Here is an 18,869-nt window from a genome sequence, read left to right on the forward strand (position 1 = left end):
TTTTCGCCGAAATCTTGTTATCTATCTTGGGGTCGTCATGCAATAGGTAAGTTAAACAAGCGCCATAGCGTTAGGCCGTGGCAGCGCTTTGCGATCCACCTTGCCATTGGGGGTAACCGGCATCTGATCCAGCTGGATCAAATAGGACGGAACCATGTAGTACGGGAGCAATTGCGAGATATAAGTCTTGACCGCCGCAGTATCCATGCCGGATCTTCCGACCAGATAAGCGCACAGATATTTGGTTCCGATCTCATCCTCCAGATCAACTACGACCGCTTCATTGACGTCAGGGTGATTGACCAGCTTGTTCTCAATCTCGCCCAGCTCGATCCTGAAGCCTCTGATCTTGACCTGATGATCCTTTCTTCCGAAAAACTCGATAATTCCGCCCGGCAGCCACCTGCCAAGATCGCCTGTCTTATAGAGACGGCGGCCTGCTTCATCCGTGAACGGGTCAGACATAAATACCGCTTCCGTACGGACTTTATCGTTTAAGTATCCTCTTCCGACACCGATGCCGGAGACGCAAATCTCTCCCTTCACCCCCATAGGGCAAAGCCGCATTCCTTTGTCGACAATGTAGATTTGAAAATTATGCACGGGCTTGCCCACCGGAATCGTATCCAGCTCGGGCACTTCGTTCATAATGTGATGGGTAATATCATCGGAGGCCTCAGTCGGGCCGTAGGCATTGACCATCGGAATAGCGGGATACAGCTCAAGCCAACGCTTCACCACGTTGCCCTTTAATGTTTCTCCGGTGACGACAAGCGCCTTCAATTGCGGGAATTCACGGAAATCCGACTCCAGAAATTCCAGCATGACGGAGAGATACGAAGGGACAACCTCAAGGATAGTCGCCTCATCGGCAATGACACAGTCGATAAGCGAATCCGGGTCTGCCGCCAGATCGTTCGGATAAATCAGCGTTGTGCCTCCGGCGACCAGCGCCACAAAATATTGCCATACCGAGATATCAAAGCAATGGGATGCATTCTGCACGACAATGCTGTCACCGGTAATCTGAAGATCATTCGTCTTGGCATATAAGTGATTCATCATCCCCAGATGCTCGACCATTGCGCCCTTAGGCTTGCCTGTCGAGCCGGATGTATAGATGACATAAGCTAGCTGGTGAATATCAACATGGACATTGGGATTGTCGGCCGGACAGCGTTCCAGCTCGCTCTGCAGGCTGTCCAGATAGGCAGCCGGGCAGGACACTTCCTGCTGCAGCAGCGGGGGAGCCGCTTCCGTATCCGTCAGAACGAGGCAGCAGCCGGAATCGCTCAGAATGCCTTTAATTCGTTCGAGCGGGTATGCTGGATCAAGCGGTATGTAGGCTGCTCCCGCTTTCCAGACGGCCAGAATGCTCTCCGCCATGCGCGGCCCGCGATTCATCAGAATAGCTACCAGCTGCTCCTTGCCTACACCTTGCCCGATGATCCAATGTGCCAGCCTGTTCGCGTTCTCGTTAACTTCCCTGTAAGTGAACCTCTCGTCTTCATAAATGAGCGCAATGCCGTCCGGCTTTGCTGCAGCTTGATCCTCGAAGGAGTGGTGGATGGATTTATCTCTTGAGAAAGAAAATGCTGCTCCGCCGAACGCTGTCAGAAGCAGGTCTCTCTCCTCGTTCGTCAAGATGTCGATGTCCTTCAGGGCAATGTCCGGGTTGCCTGCGACGGCTTGGACAATACATTGAAAATGCTGAGCTGCTTGTACGGCAAGCTGGCGATCGTACACCGCTTCGTTATAAATAAATGTGACCACGCACTGCTCTCCTGCAGCTGCTGCATACACATGAAAATCAGCCTTCGCCACCTCATTGCCCGGCGATACTGCGCTGCCGCCAGCCGCCTCCACTGTCGCTTGCTGAAGGCCCCGCACCCATTCGCCAAATCCCGCTTGCTCGTCCAGCACGGTCTCGATGGAGAAGAGGCTTGGAAGTCCGTCCTTCATAACGGCGAAGTTCAAGGCTAGCTCGTACTCATCGGTATACCTGGACAGCAGCACTCCCCAGATTCCAAGCACGAGGCTGTCTAATGTCAGCTGCCAGCGACCGGCAAGCTCATTCATCATCCGGCTGGCCGCCTCGCCAAGCTCCAGCTCATATTGTTTGAAGGACTGCTCCGCAAGCAGCCGCTTCAAGTAGAGCTCCAGTTGCTCTGGAGCCGTTTCCTTATTCAAGAATGCTGCATGCAGCATCGGGTTCTGTATGATCATTTCTATTCTTCACTCCTGATCGTTTGCTTTAGATACTCGTATGTTCACGGATACACTTGGATGCAATCCGTCGAATTCGTCTAGTACGCATGATGAATAACAGGGGTCTTGCTCAGGCTGCCATTGATCTTCTCCGCGATTCTCTCCTGCTCCTCATGCAGGAAGAAGTGATCCCCTTCGAGCATAAGCAGGTCGGACTCATTCCGCGTAAGTTCCTTCCATGCAGCAAGAGCCTCCACGCTGACTTCATCGTCAGCCATTCCGCCGAATACGGTAATTGGACAAGAGATAGGTTCATCCAGGGAGAAGGAATAGGTCTCGCACACTTCGAAGTCAGCTCTAAATCTTGGCAGCAGCACATCCATCAATTCATCATTTTGCAAAATGGCTTCCGGCGTTCCTTTCAGAACCCGCAATTGCTGGATAAGTTCGTCGTCTGGGAGCAGATAGATCTTGCTATTGGAGCGCGTGAGCTGGGGAGCAGATCGTCCTGAAACGAATAGGTGAGTGGGGATTTTATTGTATTTTTTGCCAAGATAGCGGGCTGTTTCATAAGCAAGCAGCGCCCCCATGCTGTGACCGAAAAAAGCAAACGGAACATTGAGCAGCGGTTGAATCTCATCAACAACAGCTTGTACAATTCCAGTCAAGGAACTAATCGGCGCTTCCATTCCCCTGTTCTCTCTGCCGGGAAGCTGGACTGCACAAACCTCCATATCCTTAGGGAAAAGCTGGGGCCAGTCGCGATAAATGCTAGCCCCCCCGCCTGCATAAGGGAAGCAGAACAATCGCATGTTCGCTTGAGAATGGACGTTGGCGTTCATAAACCATGAATGAAGCTTGGCTGCCATTTCTCTACCTCTTTTCATGACAAGTATTTGATTTTACAGCACATTCGCGGCTGTTTCTATAATGTGTTTCGGACCTCCCGACGCTTTGTTGGACTTTGCAATTCTGCCTAAACAAATTGCATGATGCGACCTGGCTCGTCGTTCATGATCGCCTTCGTCCAATATTCGACTGAATATTCTGACATTCGTTTACCTGCGGGCCGGTTGCGCCGCGCATCGCGAGTAATACGAAGTGTTCGTTTGGATCGGTGAAGCACCATTCTGACAGTAGCAACCGTACATTGGAGCTCATCGGCAATATTCTGGTAGGAGTAGCTGAATACCTCCGATAGCAGGAGCATATAGGCCTCGCGCTCGGACAGATGTTCAGCCAGCCATTCCACCAGCCCTCTTGCCGCTGCATAATTCGCATCCGAGTAGGGAAGATCAGCTTCGGCATGTACCGATACCACCGTTCTTCGGTGTCTCCGCAGCCCATCAATCCATATATTGCGGGTCATCTTGTACAGAAGTGTTGAAGGATGCCGGATTGCTCCGGCCTTTAGATAATATTGATAAGCCTTGATCAACACTTCCTGCACAAGATCTTCCGCATCCCACTCGGAAGGGGTCAAATAAAGGCAATGATGGTGAAGCGTCTGCAAATGCGGTTCGATAAAATGCTCAAACTCTTCCGCATGCCTCATCTGGAGCATCCCCCCGCAGCCTGTCTTCATTAGGGCGGTGCCAGCATGGCTATTCATATCGCAACGCTTCAATCGGCTGCAGCTTGGCTGCTTTATTCGCGGGGTAGTAACCGAAGAAAATACCGACAGTAGCGGAAAAGCCAAATGCCAGAACAATGGCCCAGATCGATACCACGTTAGGCAGGCTCAGTACTAGAGAAGCTAGCGCTCCTACGAGTAATCCCAGCACCGCGCCTACCGTCCCTCCCAGGAAGGACAGGATGACGGATTCAATCAAGAACTGCTGCTTGATCGCGCGCGGAGTCGCCCCGATCGCTTTGCGTATCCCGATCTCGCGCGTCCGCTCCGTTACGGATACCAGCATGATGTTCATAATGCCAATGCCGCCGACAAGCAGCGATATACCGGCAATCGAGCCGATAACAAGCTGGAGCATGCTGAAGATACTGGACACTTGCTCCTGTACCTCTTTGCCTGTCTGGGATTTGAAGTCATCCGTCTCGGCATTATGCCGGACTGCGAGCCATTCCTTCAATTCCTGAATCGTTTCATCCATGCCTTCCGGCGTCTCCGCCAGAAACTCCAATGTGCTCAAATAGCGTCCTGTGCCGGTGCCTGTATCAGGCATCGAATCCATCGGTGTATAAGCCTTGTACTGTGTTCCGCCTACCCCGCCGAAAATACTTTTCTGCGGCGCGTACACGCCGATGATCCGAAAGCTGCCGCCAGAGAGCTTCACCTTCCGGTTGATCGCCCGTTCGGCAGTTCCATATACCTTCTCGGCATAAGCCGCTTCGACCACGATAACCTTCTGTCTGGCCCGCTGCTCCTGCGCATTGAAGAATCGGCCGGCTACAAAATCAACCTTCTGCATCTTCACCATATCGGAGGTCGTAGCAGAGATGATAAACTGCAGCTTTTCTTTGCCGCGCATCTCCGACATCTGGTAGCTGTTGGTTGAGGATACGTATTTGACTCCCTCCAGCTTGCGGGCTTCGCTCAAGTCTCTCATTCTAATTTCCGCTTTGGCGTTGCCGTCTCCGACGCTCTTGTACAGGATGAAGAATCCGTCCTTGTAATTGGACAGCTCCGAGAGCACGGAAGCCTGGCCCGCCTGGCCGATCGAGACGACCGTTACGACAGCCATAACACCAAACACAATTCCAATCATGGTCAGAAAGGAGCGCAGCTTGTTCACTCTCAAATTATCAAGCGCGACCATGATGCTCTCAAACATACTCATGTTGCAGCACTTCCTCTGCGTGTTTCCCTGAGCAGCTTGCCGTCTCCGAACCAGAGCACCCGCTCCGCATATTCCGCAATATCCGGCTCATGCGTAACCAGAATAATTGTCGTGCCTTCTTCATGGATGCCCTTGAACAACGCCATAATATCTTCAGAAGATTTGGAATCCAAATTTCCTGTCGGTTCATCCGCCAGCAGAATAGGAGCATCCATCGTTAATGCTCTAGCTATAGCTACCCGCTGTTTTTGGCCTCCGGAAAGCTCGGTGGGCTTGTGCTTGACCCGTCCGCCCAGACCAACCTTATCCAGCAGCTCCAGCGCCCGCTGTGTGCGCTTGGCGCCGCTGACCCCGCCGTACATGAGCGGCAGCTCGACATTATGGAGAACAGTCTGTCTGCCCAGCAGATTGAAGCTTTGAAAGACGAAGCCGATCTTGCGGTTGCGCACAGAGGACAGCTTTCCTTCGTCCAGTGCCTGTACTTCCTCGCCGTCCAAAATATACTTTCCTGATGTTGGCACATCAAGACAGCCGATAATATTCATTAAAGTTGATTTGCCTGAGCCTGATGAGCCCATTATGGCTACAAATTCGCCGCGCTCAATGGTCAAATTAATCGAGCTGAGCGCCTCAACCTCAAGCGGACCGTTGCGATAGACTTTGCGGATATTCTGAAGTGTGATCATCGGGCCGCCACCTTGGCGCCGTCTTCCAGCAATTCGGTGCCTTCAACGACAATCTGATCGCCTACTTCAACTCCGGATGTAATCTCCAAATATTCATCGTTCTCTTTGCCTGTCTGTACCTCAACCTTCACCGCCCTGTCTCCATCAAGTTTGTATGCATATGATTTCCCTTCGCTCTGAACGATGGCCGTTAACGGAGCGACGATTCTAAGTTGGTCTGGCACCTCCAGTTCTATGTTGACGTTGTATCCGGAACGAAGCTCTGGGCTTGTTTTGTCCAATGCGACTGTCGTCGCAACGAATGCATCCTTGTAGGCAGGATCTGTAACAACTGCGATTGGCGCCATCTTGGCCACCTTGCCTTGATAAACCTCCTGGAACGACTCGCCAGTAATGTCTACCTCCATGCCGAGCGCCACTTTGCCGGCATCGATCTCATTAATATTGGCAACCACCTGGTAGGCGGAGAGGTCTGAAACCTTCACGATCTGCATGCCTTCGCTTATCATCTGTCCGCTGTTCACGGACAGCTCAGTCACAGTACCGTCAGCGTTGGCGGTAATCTCGTCTTTCGCCAATTTCTTCTCCAAGCCTCGGATCGTCACATAATGATTCTTGATCCTCAGATCGTACTGCTCCAGATTTAAGGGCTCGATCTTCGCATCTGCCTGCTCCGCCCGCTGCTTCTTCGTTTGGTTGAAATGATCCCGCTTGGCAGCCAGCCGTTCTGCTTGCGTAAGCTCCAGATTAATCCGCTCAGTCTCCAGCTGTTGATTAAGAGAATCCACATTCAGCGTAAGGAGCACCTGCCCCTTCTTCACCTGATCTCCTACCTTGACCTTCACCTGCTTCACCAATGCGTTCACATCGGAGTACAACGCTGTCGTTTCCTTTGCTTCGAGCTTGCCGCTTACGTATATTTTCTCTGCCATCGATTGCTGGCTGACTTTCCCCAGTGCGACCTCCACAGGCTGATTCATGCTCATGAAGAGAAAGCCAACGATCCCTCCGCCCACCAAAACGATGACGATCATCCAAATCCATTTTTTCATTGCATCCACCTTTTCTAAATATAAGTCCTGAATCCGTTCATGTGTCTGACGGGATATGTATGCCTCTATTATAGTATAGTATTCATACCAATTTAATAGGTTTTGAACTCACGGAAAATCTTTTTTAAAACCGTTCGGGCCAATTCAGTTAAGACATTTCGACTTTAACTTACGGATTCAGGTAATTGTTTTCTTACACTAGGTAAAATACCGTATATTTCATTATTTGATCAATAGTACAAAGTGCTTAATGTTTAGCAGGTAGTTTACAAGACCATAGAAAAAAATGGGTATATTTTACCGTTTTTTGGCTCAAAAGGTCGAAAAACGACCCGTCTTTGCTAAAACTTTAAACTCTGTTCCCCCTTCAGCGGCTTACTGAAGTAAACCATATTTGGAGTCATTAAACCAACAACCCCAAATACTTACAACCTACATCCCTTGTAATATCGCCTAATATCGCGCTGACTTTACAAAAAGCACATGAAGAATAACGCCCGCTGGAAATGATCTTACAAATGTCATACTATGCAAGTCGCATGAAAGTATGATTGCAAATATCGTAAAATGACGATAAAGCGCTAACAATTGTGGCTAAATAGCAAACAATTAATGCGGCCGATCAAGCCCCTGAACCTATCGTTCAGATCTGCCACTATTACTATAGAAGAAACATATCTTCGGACAAGCTGATAATGACTCCAGAAAAAGGTTTCAAAATTACGGATTGGAGTTAATAACTATAACACTGTCATGAGAAACAACATGAGAATTACGATGGCCTAATTGCCTTTTCTTACCGTTTGAAATTTCAATCAACTATGTTATCATCATCATGAAAGCGCTAACAATTTCATCTTAGAGGGGGATTGCACATGATGAAAGTTGGAATGGAAGGAAAGAGCCTGTACGAAAGCTTCGAGGTTCAGAAAGATATTTACTACTTCAAAGTTGGCAGGCTCGGCACAGTCAGTTTCCACGGCAGGAACTATAATATTAGAAGAAACATTTCCGCAGACCAGTTGAAGAGCTACCTCGCAGACGGCCACTTCGTCAAAATAAGCTCCCGATGCTACATTAATCTCAACAAGGTTCTGTCGCTCACAGACGGCATGCTCCACTTCGCCCAGGACGGCACCTATCCGAAACAATTGCCTATATCCAAATGGAAGCAGCAGCACATCAGAAACTTATTATCCGCGCGCAAATCAATCGCCATGTAAATGTAATGCAGCAAGACGAAAACGATTGAAGACCTGCCAATAGCAGTGCTGCGTCACTTTGGACTGTTGCGTTATCTTGGACTGTTGCGTTCCTTTGGACTGTTGCGTTGCATCCCGTTGCCAAGGGCACGATTCCACAAACATTGAACATGCCTGCGAAAGAGCAGGTTTTTTCTCTTTTCGGCCTGCTAAAGACGAAATGCCTGCCAAAGCGCAGGCATTTCGCCGTATTTGCCCTTTTCGAGCGCTACCAGCCTCCAATTCCTGCATAATCGCAGGCATTCCACCTTCAACGGCTTCTCTTGGGCAAAAATCATGCACTTACGCAGGCTTTCCTCTTCGTTTCTTGCTCTTCACTCCTCGCTCTTCACTCTTCACTCTTCACCTTCACTCCTCGCTCCTCGCTCCTCACTCCTCACTCCTCACTCCTCACTCCTCACTCCTCACTCCTCACTCTTCACCTTCACTCCTCGCTCTTCACTCTTCGCCCTTCCCTCTTATCTCTCCCGTTCCCTCTTTCCTGTTCCCTCTTCACTCTTCACTCAGATCCACCTCATGTAAAACCCAGTATTACCCAGTCCGCGCAGTGGGGCGGTACGAGTGTCACCATCCGGATGTGATGAAGTCATACACTGGTGCACGTCCCGCCATTCACAGACTAATATTTCCCACCTTATCATTGTTTTAACCGCTGCGCCGAAACGCACAATAAACTCCATAACACGAGAGGAGGTGTTCACTTATGGCCAAGCAGCAGGGACATGCCCGGAAAAATACAACGACGAAAACTTCCGATAAAAAAGGAAACGGCGGCTAACCGCCTCCAAGCACCTCCATGCCACGTGCCTCTAGCTGCGCACGATGCGCTGATACGTGGTCGACCTGCCGCTGTCATGCAGCAACAACACCGCGCGGCCGGGAGTTGCGCACGGTGCAAAAAAGCCTCGTCCGTCAAATATGCTATGCATACTGACGGACAAGGCTTAATGCAGCGACAAGCTATGCCTCGGCTTTTTCCTGGCGCTTGTTCTTATGCGAGCCGCTGCGAAGCGGAACTTCCTTCACGAAGAAGGTGAGCACGATCGATAAGGCAATAACGATCGCTCCCGCAAGAAATACGCCGGACAGTGCATAGCTAAGCGCTTCTCTCAGCATATCGACCGTATGCTGGAATACCTGCTGCAGTTCAAGGGGCAGCTGCCCTTGCGCTTGCTCAAGCTTCTCCGGATCGAGCAGAATTTGCGGATCATGCAGCAGCCCGAATATAGGCTTCACTTCCTCCGGCAGTGCTGCGGCATCTTGCTGCGCAGCCCCGGCTCCCGCCATCATCTTGTCCGTTAGCCGATGCGACAGCACCGTTGACATAATGGCAACTCCGATTGTACCGCCCAGCGAGCGGAACAGCTGCGATGATGCTGTCGCAACGCCAAGCTGGCTGGAGTCAACTGAATTTTGCACCGTTAGAGAGAAGACCGGCATTGCCAGCCCCAGACCAAGACCTGTAACAATCATGAACAGGATAACATCCCATGTCGTCGTTGAAAGATCCATAAAGGCGAGCAGAAGCATTCCCGCTGCCATAATTACTGTCCCGCATAGAGCCAGCAGCTTGTATTTGCCCGTTCGGGTAACCAGCTGTCCGCCGACTGCGCTGCCAAGAACGAGACTGAGCATCATCGGCATCGTTACATAACCCGACAATGTTGCAGAGGTACCCATAACACCTTGAATGAACCATGGCATGTACATAACGGCTCCGAACATCCCGGCTCCCAGAATAAAGCTGATCAGATTCGATAGCGAGTACGTGCTGTTCCTGAACAAGTTCATAGGCAGCACAGGACTTTTGACACGCTGCTCAATGAAGATGAAGCCCATCAAAGCTACCAGTGTTACAACAAGAAGGCCGATAATTTGCGCCGATCCCCAGTCATACTTTGAGCCCGCCCAGGTGAAAGCAAGCAGCATAGGAACCATCGTTAAGGTCAGCAACGTAGAACCCCAATAATCGACCGATTCCCCCTCTTTGCGCGCAACCTTGGGAAACATCATCATAATAAGCACGAATGCAATAATACCTACAGGAAGAAAAACCCAGAAAACCCAATTCCATTCCAAGTGGTCCACAATATAACCGCCGAGTGTAGGGCCAAGCACACTGGCAAGCCCGAAAGCACCAGTCATAATTCCCTGCCACCGCCCCCGATCCCGTGGAGCGAACAGATCGCCAACTACTGCAAATGAGGTGGACATAATCATGCCTGCGCCCAGCCCCTGAATACCGCGATAAATAATCAACTGAATGATGTCGCCTGACGTTCCGCACAGGAAAGCGCCGATAAGAAAGATGCCAATCCCTACAAGAATAAAGGGGCGGCGCCCATAAATATCAGACAGCTTGCCGACAAGTATCGTCGTTATGCTTGAAGTAAGCATATAGACAGTAAACACCCAGCTGTAATATTCCATGCCGCCCAGACGTTCCACAATACGCGGAAGTGCGGTACTGACAATCGTTTGGTTCAATGCTGCGAACAACAGGGCCGCGAGCACCGCTACCATAATCGTCGTCTTTTTCCTTTGATCTAAATGCTCCATATCTTACTTTTTCTCCTCTACATTCGCTTCATCCATATTCGTAATGATTTGATTGAATATACGGGTCAATTCGCTGACATCCTCGGTTGATAATCCCGCGAACATCATATCCATAATAGCGGCTCGTTTCGCACGAAGCTTCTCGACAAGCTCGCGTCCCTGCTCCACCAGAACAAGATAGACGACACGGCGGTCATCCATATCGCGCTCCCGCTCAATAAGTCCCATATCAAGCAGCTTATCCGCGATGCCTGTTACGGCTCCGGCAGTAATATACAGCTTCTCTGCGAGCACAGAAGCCTTCTGCGGCCCGTCTTCAAAAAGCCGAATCAGTATCCGTCCCTGAATAGCCGTAAGCCCGATATTTTCCTTGTTCCACTCACAATCCATCCGGCGCTTAACTTGAATAAACACGCGCTCCAGCGCGAATATTTCCTGCTGACGCTCATTTGTCATTGCTAACCGCTCCCTTCTAAACGTTTGTGATAGTATTTTAGTTCAATATATTTTAGTTGTAAAGTATTTAGTAGTAAACTATTTAACGGTAAAATAAAACGGCTCTGCCATCAGGATGGCAAAGCCGCCGCTCATTTATTTATGAAATTGCAGTGGAGCTTGATGGAGCAATACACGGCGAAGCGTCTGCCATGCCTCAGCCAGCACCTCTTGCAGCGGCCATGCGGCCATGCCTGCTGTCATTACTGCGATGCCGAACTTATGTGTCGCAGTGACCCCTGCAAGGACAGGCTGCCCTTCCCGCTGGGGCAAGGCAGCTATCGCATTCCGTACAGCCTCTACATGCCGGGAGGTTATCGCATCGGAGAATGCGTAGAGCACCCCCGTATGGGTCATTCCCCCCAGACAGCCCGGAGCGGTCAAAAGCTGCTTGCCCGGCTCAATTAATCCGTTCTGCGCATAGATTAATTCCCCTTCGTGCCGAACACGGAGCCGGTTGCGATAGGAGCGGTATTGGAACCGTTCGCCGCGAAGCGTCCGTCCCGGGCATACAATTTCGGCCTGCATCCATACCGAGCCTGACGAGAGCTGCACTTCCGTCTCATTCACGAAGGCAGCATCCTTGTACAGCATGATCGGCTCTGGCATCGATTCCACGACAGCACCCTGCTGGAGCTGGAATTTCTGCACGATAGACGATCCTCCGCGAACAGGATCCCCACAAGGATGCACCTTGGTGAATGACTGGTTCGTCATGTAGACATGAGCATTCGGACCGATCTTCCATTCCAGCTCATAGCGGTCGCCGGCGAGCAGTCCCGGTGATACATCCATTACGATGACACCTGCCGGGCCGCCAAGCGGAAAAACTTTGGCGATCTTGATCGGGGCTGTATGATATTTGGAGACCAGATGCGTCACCCCGCTGCTGCACTGGAATTCGGCACGCAGCTCCGATACCCGGGCTTGCATCGAACTAATGGGAATGGTCAGCGGCATGAACCTGTTGGTGTCCATGAGGAACATCCGTGCCTTTATGATCGCGGGCATGCGCATCGGTATGCTCGTGAGTATGTTCGTGTGTATGTGCATGGGTATGTTCGTGAGTATGTTCGTGAGTATGTTCGTGTGTATGTGCACGGGTATGCTCGTGAGTATGTTCGTGTGTATGTGCATGGGTATGCTCGTGAGTTTGTGCATGGTTATGCTCATGCTCATGTCCGTGATTATGCTGGAGTCCATGGGCATGGGCAAGCTCGTGCTCCAGCCAGCCAACGATGTCATCTACGCCTTGGCCGCCGAACAGATTGGAGAATACGTAAGGACGTCCGCTGCGCATCCGTATCGTATCCTCTTCCATAACCTGCAGACTTGCTCCCACATAAGGGGCGAGATCGATCTTGTTCACGACGAGCAGGTCGGAGCGCATAATGCCAGGCCCGCCTTTGCGCGGGATTTTTTCCCCTTGAGCCACATCTATAATGTAGATAAAACGATCGACCAGCTCCGGACTGAAGGCCGCTGCCAGATTATCGCCGCCGCTCTCGATGAAAATAATATCAAGCGGCTGGAACCGATTCGTCAGCTCTTCCACAGCCTCGAAGTTCATGGATGCATCCTCGCGGATCGCCGTATGCGGACAGCCGCCTGTCTCCACCCCTATAATCCGCTCTTCCGGCAGCACACCTGTCGCAGCCAGAATACGGGCATCTTCCTTTGTATAAATATCATTCGTAATAACAGCCAGACTATACTTGCCGCTCAGCGCTCCGGCCAACCGCTCCACAAGCGCCGTCTTGCCTGAGCCTACAGGGCCCCCGATTCCAATGCGGATAGGCCGCGAGCGATCCAGTGCTGGCTGCTCCCACCCATGGTGATGATGTCCCTGACCTTGTCCCTGACACATAATGTGTTCCTCCTTATGAATGAATAGCAACTAAGACATAAACAATCTTGAATACAACGTTTCATGACGGATCATCGCGATCTCGGCCAGCGGCATATTGGAGTATGCATCCTCCGGCTCATTGGAAGCCACGTCCGTCCAGGCAGGGGCTATCTTCGCTGTCAGCCGGGCGATAATCGCCTGGCCTTCCGTCTGTCCGATGGACATAAGCCGCAGCGCGCTGTTCACGCATGTGACGATGCAGGTGTACAGATAGCCCTGTACCGCAGTATCAAGCGCGATGCCAAGCCTGTAGCATGCAAATCCGTGCGCAAGCGGGTGCGAAGCGAAGCAGCGGCCACTGCTGTGCGCGTTAGTAAGGGGGCTCCAGTCCATCTGTGGATAGATGCTGCTCATTAATTGCAGCATCCTTCTGCCCATCTTCTCCACTCCGATGCGGGATTCCGAAGCCGTTCGCGCTGTGTGCACCAGCCGTTCAACGGCCCATAGCGAATCCCAATCGCCAACCGGAGCGTCACGATAGACGGCTTTAATAATCATCGCATCTGCGGATGCCCAGCTTTGGCGCAGCATGACCTCCCCGTACAGCTCCATATCAGCACTCGTCCTCACCGCACCTTCCTGTACTAATGTTTCAAGACCGAATGAATGGGAGAACCCGCCGATCGGAAGCGCTGAATCGAGCAATTGCTGGAGCGCCAGCCACGGGAGCGGATGATGACCGCCGATTCCCGTATTCTGAGCGGAAGTGATCGGCTGGTTTGTCTGCATATGTGTCTGTATATGTGTCTTTGCTGCATCCATGGACGTTTACGCCACCTCCACCTGTTAGAACAGGAAATACCGCTGCGCCATCGGCAGCACCTCTGCCGGTTCGCAGACAGCTGGAACACCGTCCACTTTCACCTCATAGGTCTCGGGATCAACCTCGATCTTAGGCGTTGCTCCGTTATGGATCATATCTTTCTTCGTAATGCTGCGGCAGCCCTTAACAGGCTCGATCCGCTTGTTTAACCCTAGCTCAGCTGCAATTCCGCTGTCATAAGCGGCCTGGGAGACGAAGGTGATGGAGCCACTTCCAACTGCTTTCCCGAAGCCGCCGAACATCATTCTGCCGAATACAGGCTGCGGCGTCGGGATCGATGCGTTGGGATCGCCCATTTGCGCATAAGCAATCGTACCGCCCTTCAGGATCATATCCGGCTTGACGCCGAAGAACATCGGGCTCCATACGACAAGATCGGCGAATTTGCCAGGTTCAAGGGAACCGACGAGATGAGAAACTCCATGCGTGATGGCCGGATTAATCGTATATTTGGCAATATATCGTTTAATTCGCTCATTGTCCGCACCTTCAGCATCCCCCTCCAGCGGGCCGCGTTGACGCTTCATTTTATCCGCTGTCTGCCATGTTCGAATAATGACCTCGCCCACACGCCCCATCGCCTGCGAATCCGAGCTGATCATGCTGAACACGCCCATATCGTGCAAAATATCTTCCGCCGCAATCGTTTCCGGACGTATGCGGGAATCTGCAAAAGCCACATCCTCCGGGATGCTGCTGTCCAAATGATGACAGACCATCAGCATGTCCAGATGCTCTTCAATCGTATTAATGGTAAAAGGCCGCGTCGGATTCGTGGAAGACGGCAGAACATTGAGCTCGCTCGCCGCCCGAATGATGTCAGGCGCATGGCCTCCGCCCGCCCCTTCCGTATGGTAGGTGTGGATCGTCCTGCCCTTGAACGCAGCCAGTGTATCCTCCAGAAACCCGGCTTCATTCAGCGTATCAGTGTGAATCGCAACCTGAACGTCATACCGGTCTGCCACGTCCAGACAAGTATCAATCGCCGCTGGTGTCGTTCCCCAGTCTTCATGAAGCTTCAACCCGATGGCGCCCGCCTCGATTTGCTCGATTAACGGGCCTGCTGACGAAGCATTGCCCTTGCCGGTAAAGCCCATATTCATCGGAAAAGCTTCCGCCGCCTCCAGCATCCGCCGCATATGCCAAGCTCCCGGAGTACAGGTCGTTGCATTCGTACCGGTGGCAGGCCCCGTTCCACCGCCAATCATCGTCGTCACACCTGACGAGAGTGCCGTCTCGATCTGCTGCGGGCATATGTAATGAATATGCGAATCTATGCCGCCTGCGGTAATGATTTTGCCTTCTCCTGCGATCACCTCAGTGCTGGCTCCAACAACCATATTCGGCATAACGCCATCCATAATGTCGGGATTGCCTCCTTTGCCGATCGCAACGATCAGTCCGTCCCTTATGCCGATATCGGCCTTCACGATGCCCCAATGATCGATAATGACGGCATTCGTAATGAGCGTATCCAGCACGCCGTCGCTGCGCTGCGCACCGCTGGATTGTCCCATGCCATCGCGGATTACCTTGCCTCCGCCGAACTTGCATTCATCACCGTAAACAGTGTAATCATGCTCGACTTGCGCCCATAGCTCTGTATCGGCCAAGCGAACCGCATCGCCTGTGGTCGGACCGAACATTTGCGCATAGCTGCTTCGGCTCATACGGCTCATTGCTGCACCCCCTTCCATTCGTTCAGCCTTGAACGAACGTCTTCCGGCATCGCGCCGTGCTGGGCAGGTCCGTTCGTAATGCCGTTCAAGCCATAGGAACGCTTGCGTCCGCCCAGCTCGACGAGCAGCACAGGCTTCTCCTCGCCCGGCTCGAACCGTACAGCCGTACCTGCCGCAATATGCAGCCTCATGCCAAAAGCAGCCTCACGGTCAAATGAGAGCGCTCGATTCACCTCGAAAAAATGAAAATGCGAACCAACCTGAACCGGCCGATCGCCCGTATTCACCACAATAACCTCCACAGTCGCCCGCCCCGCATTCAACATAATCTCGCCTGGAGCAGTACGATATTGTCCGGGAATCATTCAATCACCTTCTTCATCTGACTAGATACGTTATTGGAACTAACAAGCTGCTGATGAGCTCAGCTTGCCGATCATAAGAATCCAAAGCTCGCTTTCGCATAAATAACAAGCTAATAACGAATGCTTATAAAGATCATCTCGCCATACGCCGAATTGTGTGCACCGCACTGTGGCGATGCACCATGCTGTGGCGATGCGCCCAGCTATTGTGAACTGTAAGGCGGGATATCCCGCTTTCAGCAATTGAAAGAGGTCCGTTTACTCCCCATAGCACGGTATTTCCTGCTTACAGATCATGGCTCAAGCTCAAATCCTGCCATCTGCCCAACTGTAAGGCGAACAAATCCGCTTTCAGTTATTGATGAGCATCCGCTTACTCGCCATAGCACGGTATTTCCTGCTTACAGATCATGGCTCAAGCTCAATCCTGCCATCTGCCCAACTGTAAGGCGAACAAATCCGCTTTCAGTTATTGATGAGCATTTGTTTACTCGCCATAGCACGGTATTTTCTGCTTACAGATCACAGCCTCATACCAATCCCATCATCTGCGAACGGTGATTAAGCTGCTACTACTGTATGGCGGAAAACCCCTTATAAGCTGTATAGCGGGAAGGTTTCGGGGATGACAAGGAAAGCGGTATCCCTTTCAGCCCAACTCCACCCCTGTGCCGCCACGATTACATCCATAATAGGTCGCACATGAACTAAGTTAGGCACTGAACCAATCTATTCAACCAAACCAATCTAATCCTGATTCATTAGCTTCTATATATTAATGCGCAATGGGATGATGAATCGTGACGAGCTTCGTTCCGTCTGGAAAGGTTGCTTCAACCTGAACCTCGTCGATCATATCAGCAACACCGCTCATCAGCTGGCTTCGGTTCAAAATCCGCGTCCCATGCTCCATCAGTTGTGCAACCGTCATGCCATCACGCGCGCCTTCCATTATTTCCGAGGTAATAAGCGCTATACTTTCAGGATAGTTCAGCTTAACGCCACGATCCAATCGTCTTCGAGCCAAATCAGCGGCAATTGTGATGAGCAATTTTTCCTTTTCGCGTTCCGTCAACTGCATGTATCCACCTCTTCCTAATGTTTGTTAGCTTCATTATAACGGCGGCTGACCCCCAAGTAAATCTTTTGTGTCATATTTATTAACATCACTGTGGCACATTCCAAAAAAACGGCACATCAACAAAATTAATCCGCTCGCAGCAAAGCTATGAAAAGCATTTTCCAATACAAATCGCTCCCCGCACAGCCATAGATTCCTAGCCAATCCACGTCCATTGTGGTAGACTAATAGCTATTGAACTTACTTGGGAGGGACAGGAATGGCGCCAAAAAAAATGCGTTCAGATATGATTAAAAAAGGTTTCGACCGGGCTCCGCACCGCAGCTTGCTGCGTGCTGCAGGCGTTAAGGAAGAAGACTTCAACAAGCCGTTCATCGCGGTTTGCAACTCGTACATTGATATTGTACCGGGTCATGTTCACCTTCAGGAATTCGGCAAAATCGTTAAGGAAGCCATCCGCGAAGCAGGCGGCGTACCTTTTGAATTCAATACGATCGGCGTTGATGACGGCATCGCGATGGGCCACATCGGCATGCGTTATTCGCTTGCCAGCCGCGAGATTATTGCAGACTCCGTAGAGACAGTCGTTAATGCGCACTGGTTCGACGGCATGATCTGTATCCCTAACTGTGACAAAATCACGCCCGGCATGATTATGGGCGCGCTTCGCGTCAACATTCCGGCACTGCTCGTGAGCGGCGGACCGATGAAAGCGGGCCGCACATCAGACGGACGCGCAATCTCGCTCTCCAGCGTATTCGAAGGCGTCGGCGCATTCCAGGCCGGCAAGATCGACGAGAAGAGCTTGACTGAGCTTGAGCAATACGGATGCCCGACTTGCGGCTCCTGCTCCGGCATGTTCACCGCCAATTCCATGAACTGTCTCGCAGAAGGCCTTGGCCTTGCGCTGCCGGGCAACGGAACGATTCTTGCCGTAGCGCCTGAGCGCCGCGATTTCGTTAGGCAGTCCGCTCGCCAGCTTATGAAGCTGATTGAGCAGGACATTAAGCCGCGCGATATCGTTACGATTGAGTCCATCGATAACGCGTTCGCCCTCGATATGGCGATGGGCGGTTCGACCAACACTGTTCTTCATACACTGGCTATCGCGCACGAAGCAGGCATTGAATATCCAATCGAGCGCATCAACGAAGTTGCTGCTCGCGTGCCTCATCTGGCGAAGATCGCTCCAGCGTCTGATTACCACATCGAAGATGTGCATAATGCTGGCGGCGTCAGCGCAATCATCAACGAGCTGTTCAAGAAGGAAGGCGCGCTTAACGGCGACCGTCTCACCGTTACCGGCAACACGCTACGCGAGAATGTAGCAGGCTGTGAGATTAAAGATACCGATGTTATTCATACACTGGACAACCCGCACAGCGAGCGCGGCGGCCTTGCCGTCCTGTTCGGCAACCTCGCGCCGGGCGGTGCTATTATTAAGGTAGGAGCTGTAGACAAATCTGTCGGCGGCTACCATAAAGGACCTGCAATCTGCTTCGACTCCCAGGACGAAGCGCTTGCTGGCATCGCAGGCGGCAAGATCAAAGAAGGCCATGTCGTCGTTATCCGCTACGAAGGCCCTAAAGGCGGACCAGGCATGCCAGAGATGCTTGCTCCTACGTCGCAAATCGTCGGTATGGGACTTGGAGCGAAGGTCGGTCTTGTCACAGACGGACGTTTCTCCGGCGCATCCCGCGGGATCAGCATCGGCCACGTTTCTCCGGAAGCAGCCGAGGGCGGACCAATCGCTTTCGTTGAAGATGGCGATATTATCGAGCTTGATCTGGAAGGCCGCGCAATGAACCTGCTCATCAGCGATGAGGAGTTCGATCGCCGCCGCGCTAACTGGAAAGGCTTCGAGCCTAAGATCAAACGCGGCTACCTTGCCCGTTACTCCCATCTTGTTACATCCGCCAGCACTGGCGGCGTCATGAAAATCTAGTTCCGCG

At 51.7% G+C, this 18,869-nt stretch carries 15 protein-coding genes and 1 pseudogene; 2 read left to right on the plus strand and 14 right to left on the minus strand.

The window, feature by feature from the left end:
• Window positions 1–51: 51 nt before the first annotated feature.
• From K0T92_RS03515 to K0T92_RS03540, 6 genes are all read right to left on the minus strand, one after another.
• The gene (locus K0T92_RS03515; RefSeq protein ID WP_219871006.1) at window positions 52–2,226 is read right to left on the minus strand and encodes a non-ribosomal peptide synthetase; all 2,175 of its coding nucleotides are present in this window, start codon (window positions 2,224–2,226) and stop codon (window positions 52–54) included.
• A gap of 80 nt (window positions 2,227–2,306) precedes the next feature.
• A complete protein-coding gene (locus tag K0T92_RS03520) occupies window positions 2,307–3,077 on the minus strand; it encodes a thioesterase II family protein (RefSeq protein WP_219871007.1) in 771 nt (256 codons plus the stop codon).
• Between the two features lie 107 nt (window positions 3,078–3,184).
• Window positions 3,185–3,763: an RNA polymerase sigma factor gene (locus tag K0T92_RS03525; protein ID WP_219871008.1), complete on the minus strand. Its 579-nt coding sequence runs from the start codon at window positions 3,761–3,763 to the stop codon at window positions 3,185–3,187.
• Between the two features lie 49 nt (window positions 3,764–3,812).
• Entirely contained in the window at window positions 3,813–5,006 is a 1,194-nt protein-coding gene (locus K0T92_RS03530; RefSeq protein WP_219871009.1) for an ABC transporter permease, read from the minus strand.
• A complete protein-coding gene (locus K0T92_RS03535; RefSeq protein WP_219871010.1) occupies window positions 5,003–5,692 on the minus strand; it encodes an ABC transporter ATP-binding protein in 690 nt (229 codons plus the stop codon). The genes K0T92_RS03530 and K0T92_RS03535 overlap by 4 nt, the downstream gene beginning before the upstream one ends.
• Entirely contained in the window at window positions 5,689–6,744 is a 1,056-nt protein-coding gene (locus K0T92_RS03540) for an efflux RND transporter periplasmic adaptor subunit (RefSeq protein ID WP_219871011.1), read from the minus strand. The genes K0T92_RS03535 and K0T92_RS03540 overlap by 4 nt, the downstream gene beginning before the upstream one ends.
• Before the next feature lie 875 nt (window positions 6,745–7,619).
• On the opposite strand from K0T92_RS03540, the gene K0T92_RS03545 reads away from it, so the two are divergent.
• A complete protein-coding gene (locus K0T92_RS03545) occupies window positions 7,620–7,967 on the plus strand; it encodes a LytTR family transcriptional regulator DNA-binding domain-containing protein (protein WP_219871012.1) in 348 nt (115 codons plus the stop codon).
• A 999-nt stretch (window positions 7,968–8,966) separates the two neighbouring features.
• Here the strand turns inward: K0T92_RS03545 and K0T92_RS03550 are convergent.
• From K0T92_RS03550 to K0T92_RS03585, 8 genes and pseudogenes are all read right to left on the minus strand, one after another.
• Entirely contained in the window at window positions 8,967–10,565 is a 1,599-nt protein-coding gene (locus tag K0T92_RS03550) for an MDR family MFS transporter (protein ID WP_219871013.1), read from the minus strand.
• Between the two features lie 3 nt (window positions 10,566–10,568).
• Window positions 10,569–11,021 carry a MarR family winged helix-turn-helix transcriptional regulator gene (locus K0T92_RS03555; protein ID WP_219871014.1) on the minus strand — a complete coding sequence of 151 codons (453 nt, stop codon included), beginning with the start codon at window positions 11,019–11,021 and terminating at the stop codon, window positions 10,569–10,571.
• 135 nt (window positions 11,022–11,156) lie between these two features.
• Entirely contained in the window at window positions 11,157–12,038 is an 882-nt protein-coding gene (locus K0T92_RS03560; RefSeq protein ID WP_246627808.1) for an urease accessory protein UreD, read from the minus strand.
• Window positions 12,039–12,264: 226 nt separating this feature from the next.
• Window positions 12,265–12,927: pseudogene (gene ureG, locus K0T92_RS03565) on the minus strand (urease accessory protein UreG); the annotation flags it as partial.
• A 30-nt stretch (window positions 12,928–12,957) separates the two neighbouring features.
• On the minus strand, window positions 12,958–13,731 hold the full coding sequence (locus tag K0T92_RS03570; RefSeq protein ID WP_246627809.1) for an urease accessory protein UreF: 774 nt from the start codon (window positions 13,729–13,731) through the stop codon (window positions 12,958–12,960).
• A 24-nt stretch (window positions 13,732–13,755) separates the two neighbouring features.
• Window positions 13,756–15,471, minus strand: coding sequence for an urease subunit alpha (ureC, locus tag K0T92_RS03575; RefSeq protein ID WP_219871016.1), 1,716 nt, complete (start codon window positions 15,469–15,471; stop codon window positions 13,756–13,758).
• A complete protein-coding gene (gene ureB, locus K0T92_RS03580) occupies window positions 15,468–15,836 on the minus strand; it encodes an urease subunit beta (RefSeq protein WP_219871017.1) in 369 nt (122 codons plus the stop codon). Before ureB ends, ureC begins: the two co-directional genes overlap by 4 nt.
• A gap of 775 nt (window positions 15,837–16,611) precedes the next feature.
• Window positions 16,612–16,917 carry an urease subunit gamma gene (locus K0T92_RS03585; protein ID WP_219871018.1) on the minus strand — a complete coding sequence of 102 codons (306 nt, stop codon included), beginning with the start codon at window positions 16,915–16,917 and terminating at the stop codon, window positions 16,612–16,614.
• A gap of 259 nt (window positions 16,918–17,176) precedes the next feature.
• On the opposite strand from K0T92_RS03585, the gene ilvD reads away from it, so the two are divergent.
• Complete coding sequence (ilvD, locus tag K0T92_RS03590) at window positions 17,177–18,862, plus strand: dihydroxy-acid dehydratase (RefSeq protein ID WP_219871019.1); 1,686 nt, start codon at window positions 17,177–17,179, stop codon at window positions 18,860–18,862.
• The last annotated feature ends 7 nt before the right edge of the window (window positions 18,863–18,869 follow it).

Origin of the sequence: Paenibacillus oenotherae (assembly GCF_019443105.1) — a bacterium.
GTDB classification, from domain to species: Bacteria; Bacillota; Bacilli; order Paenibacillales; family Paenibacillaceae; genus Paenibacillus_Z; species Paenibacillus_Z oenotherae.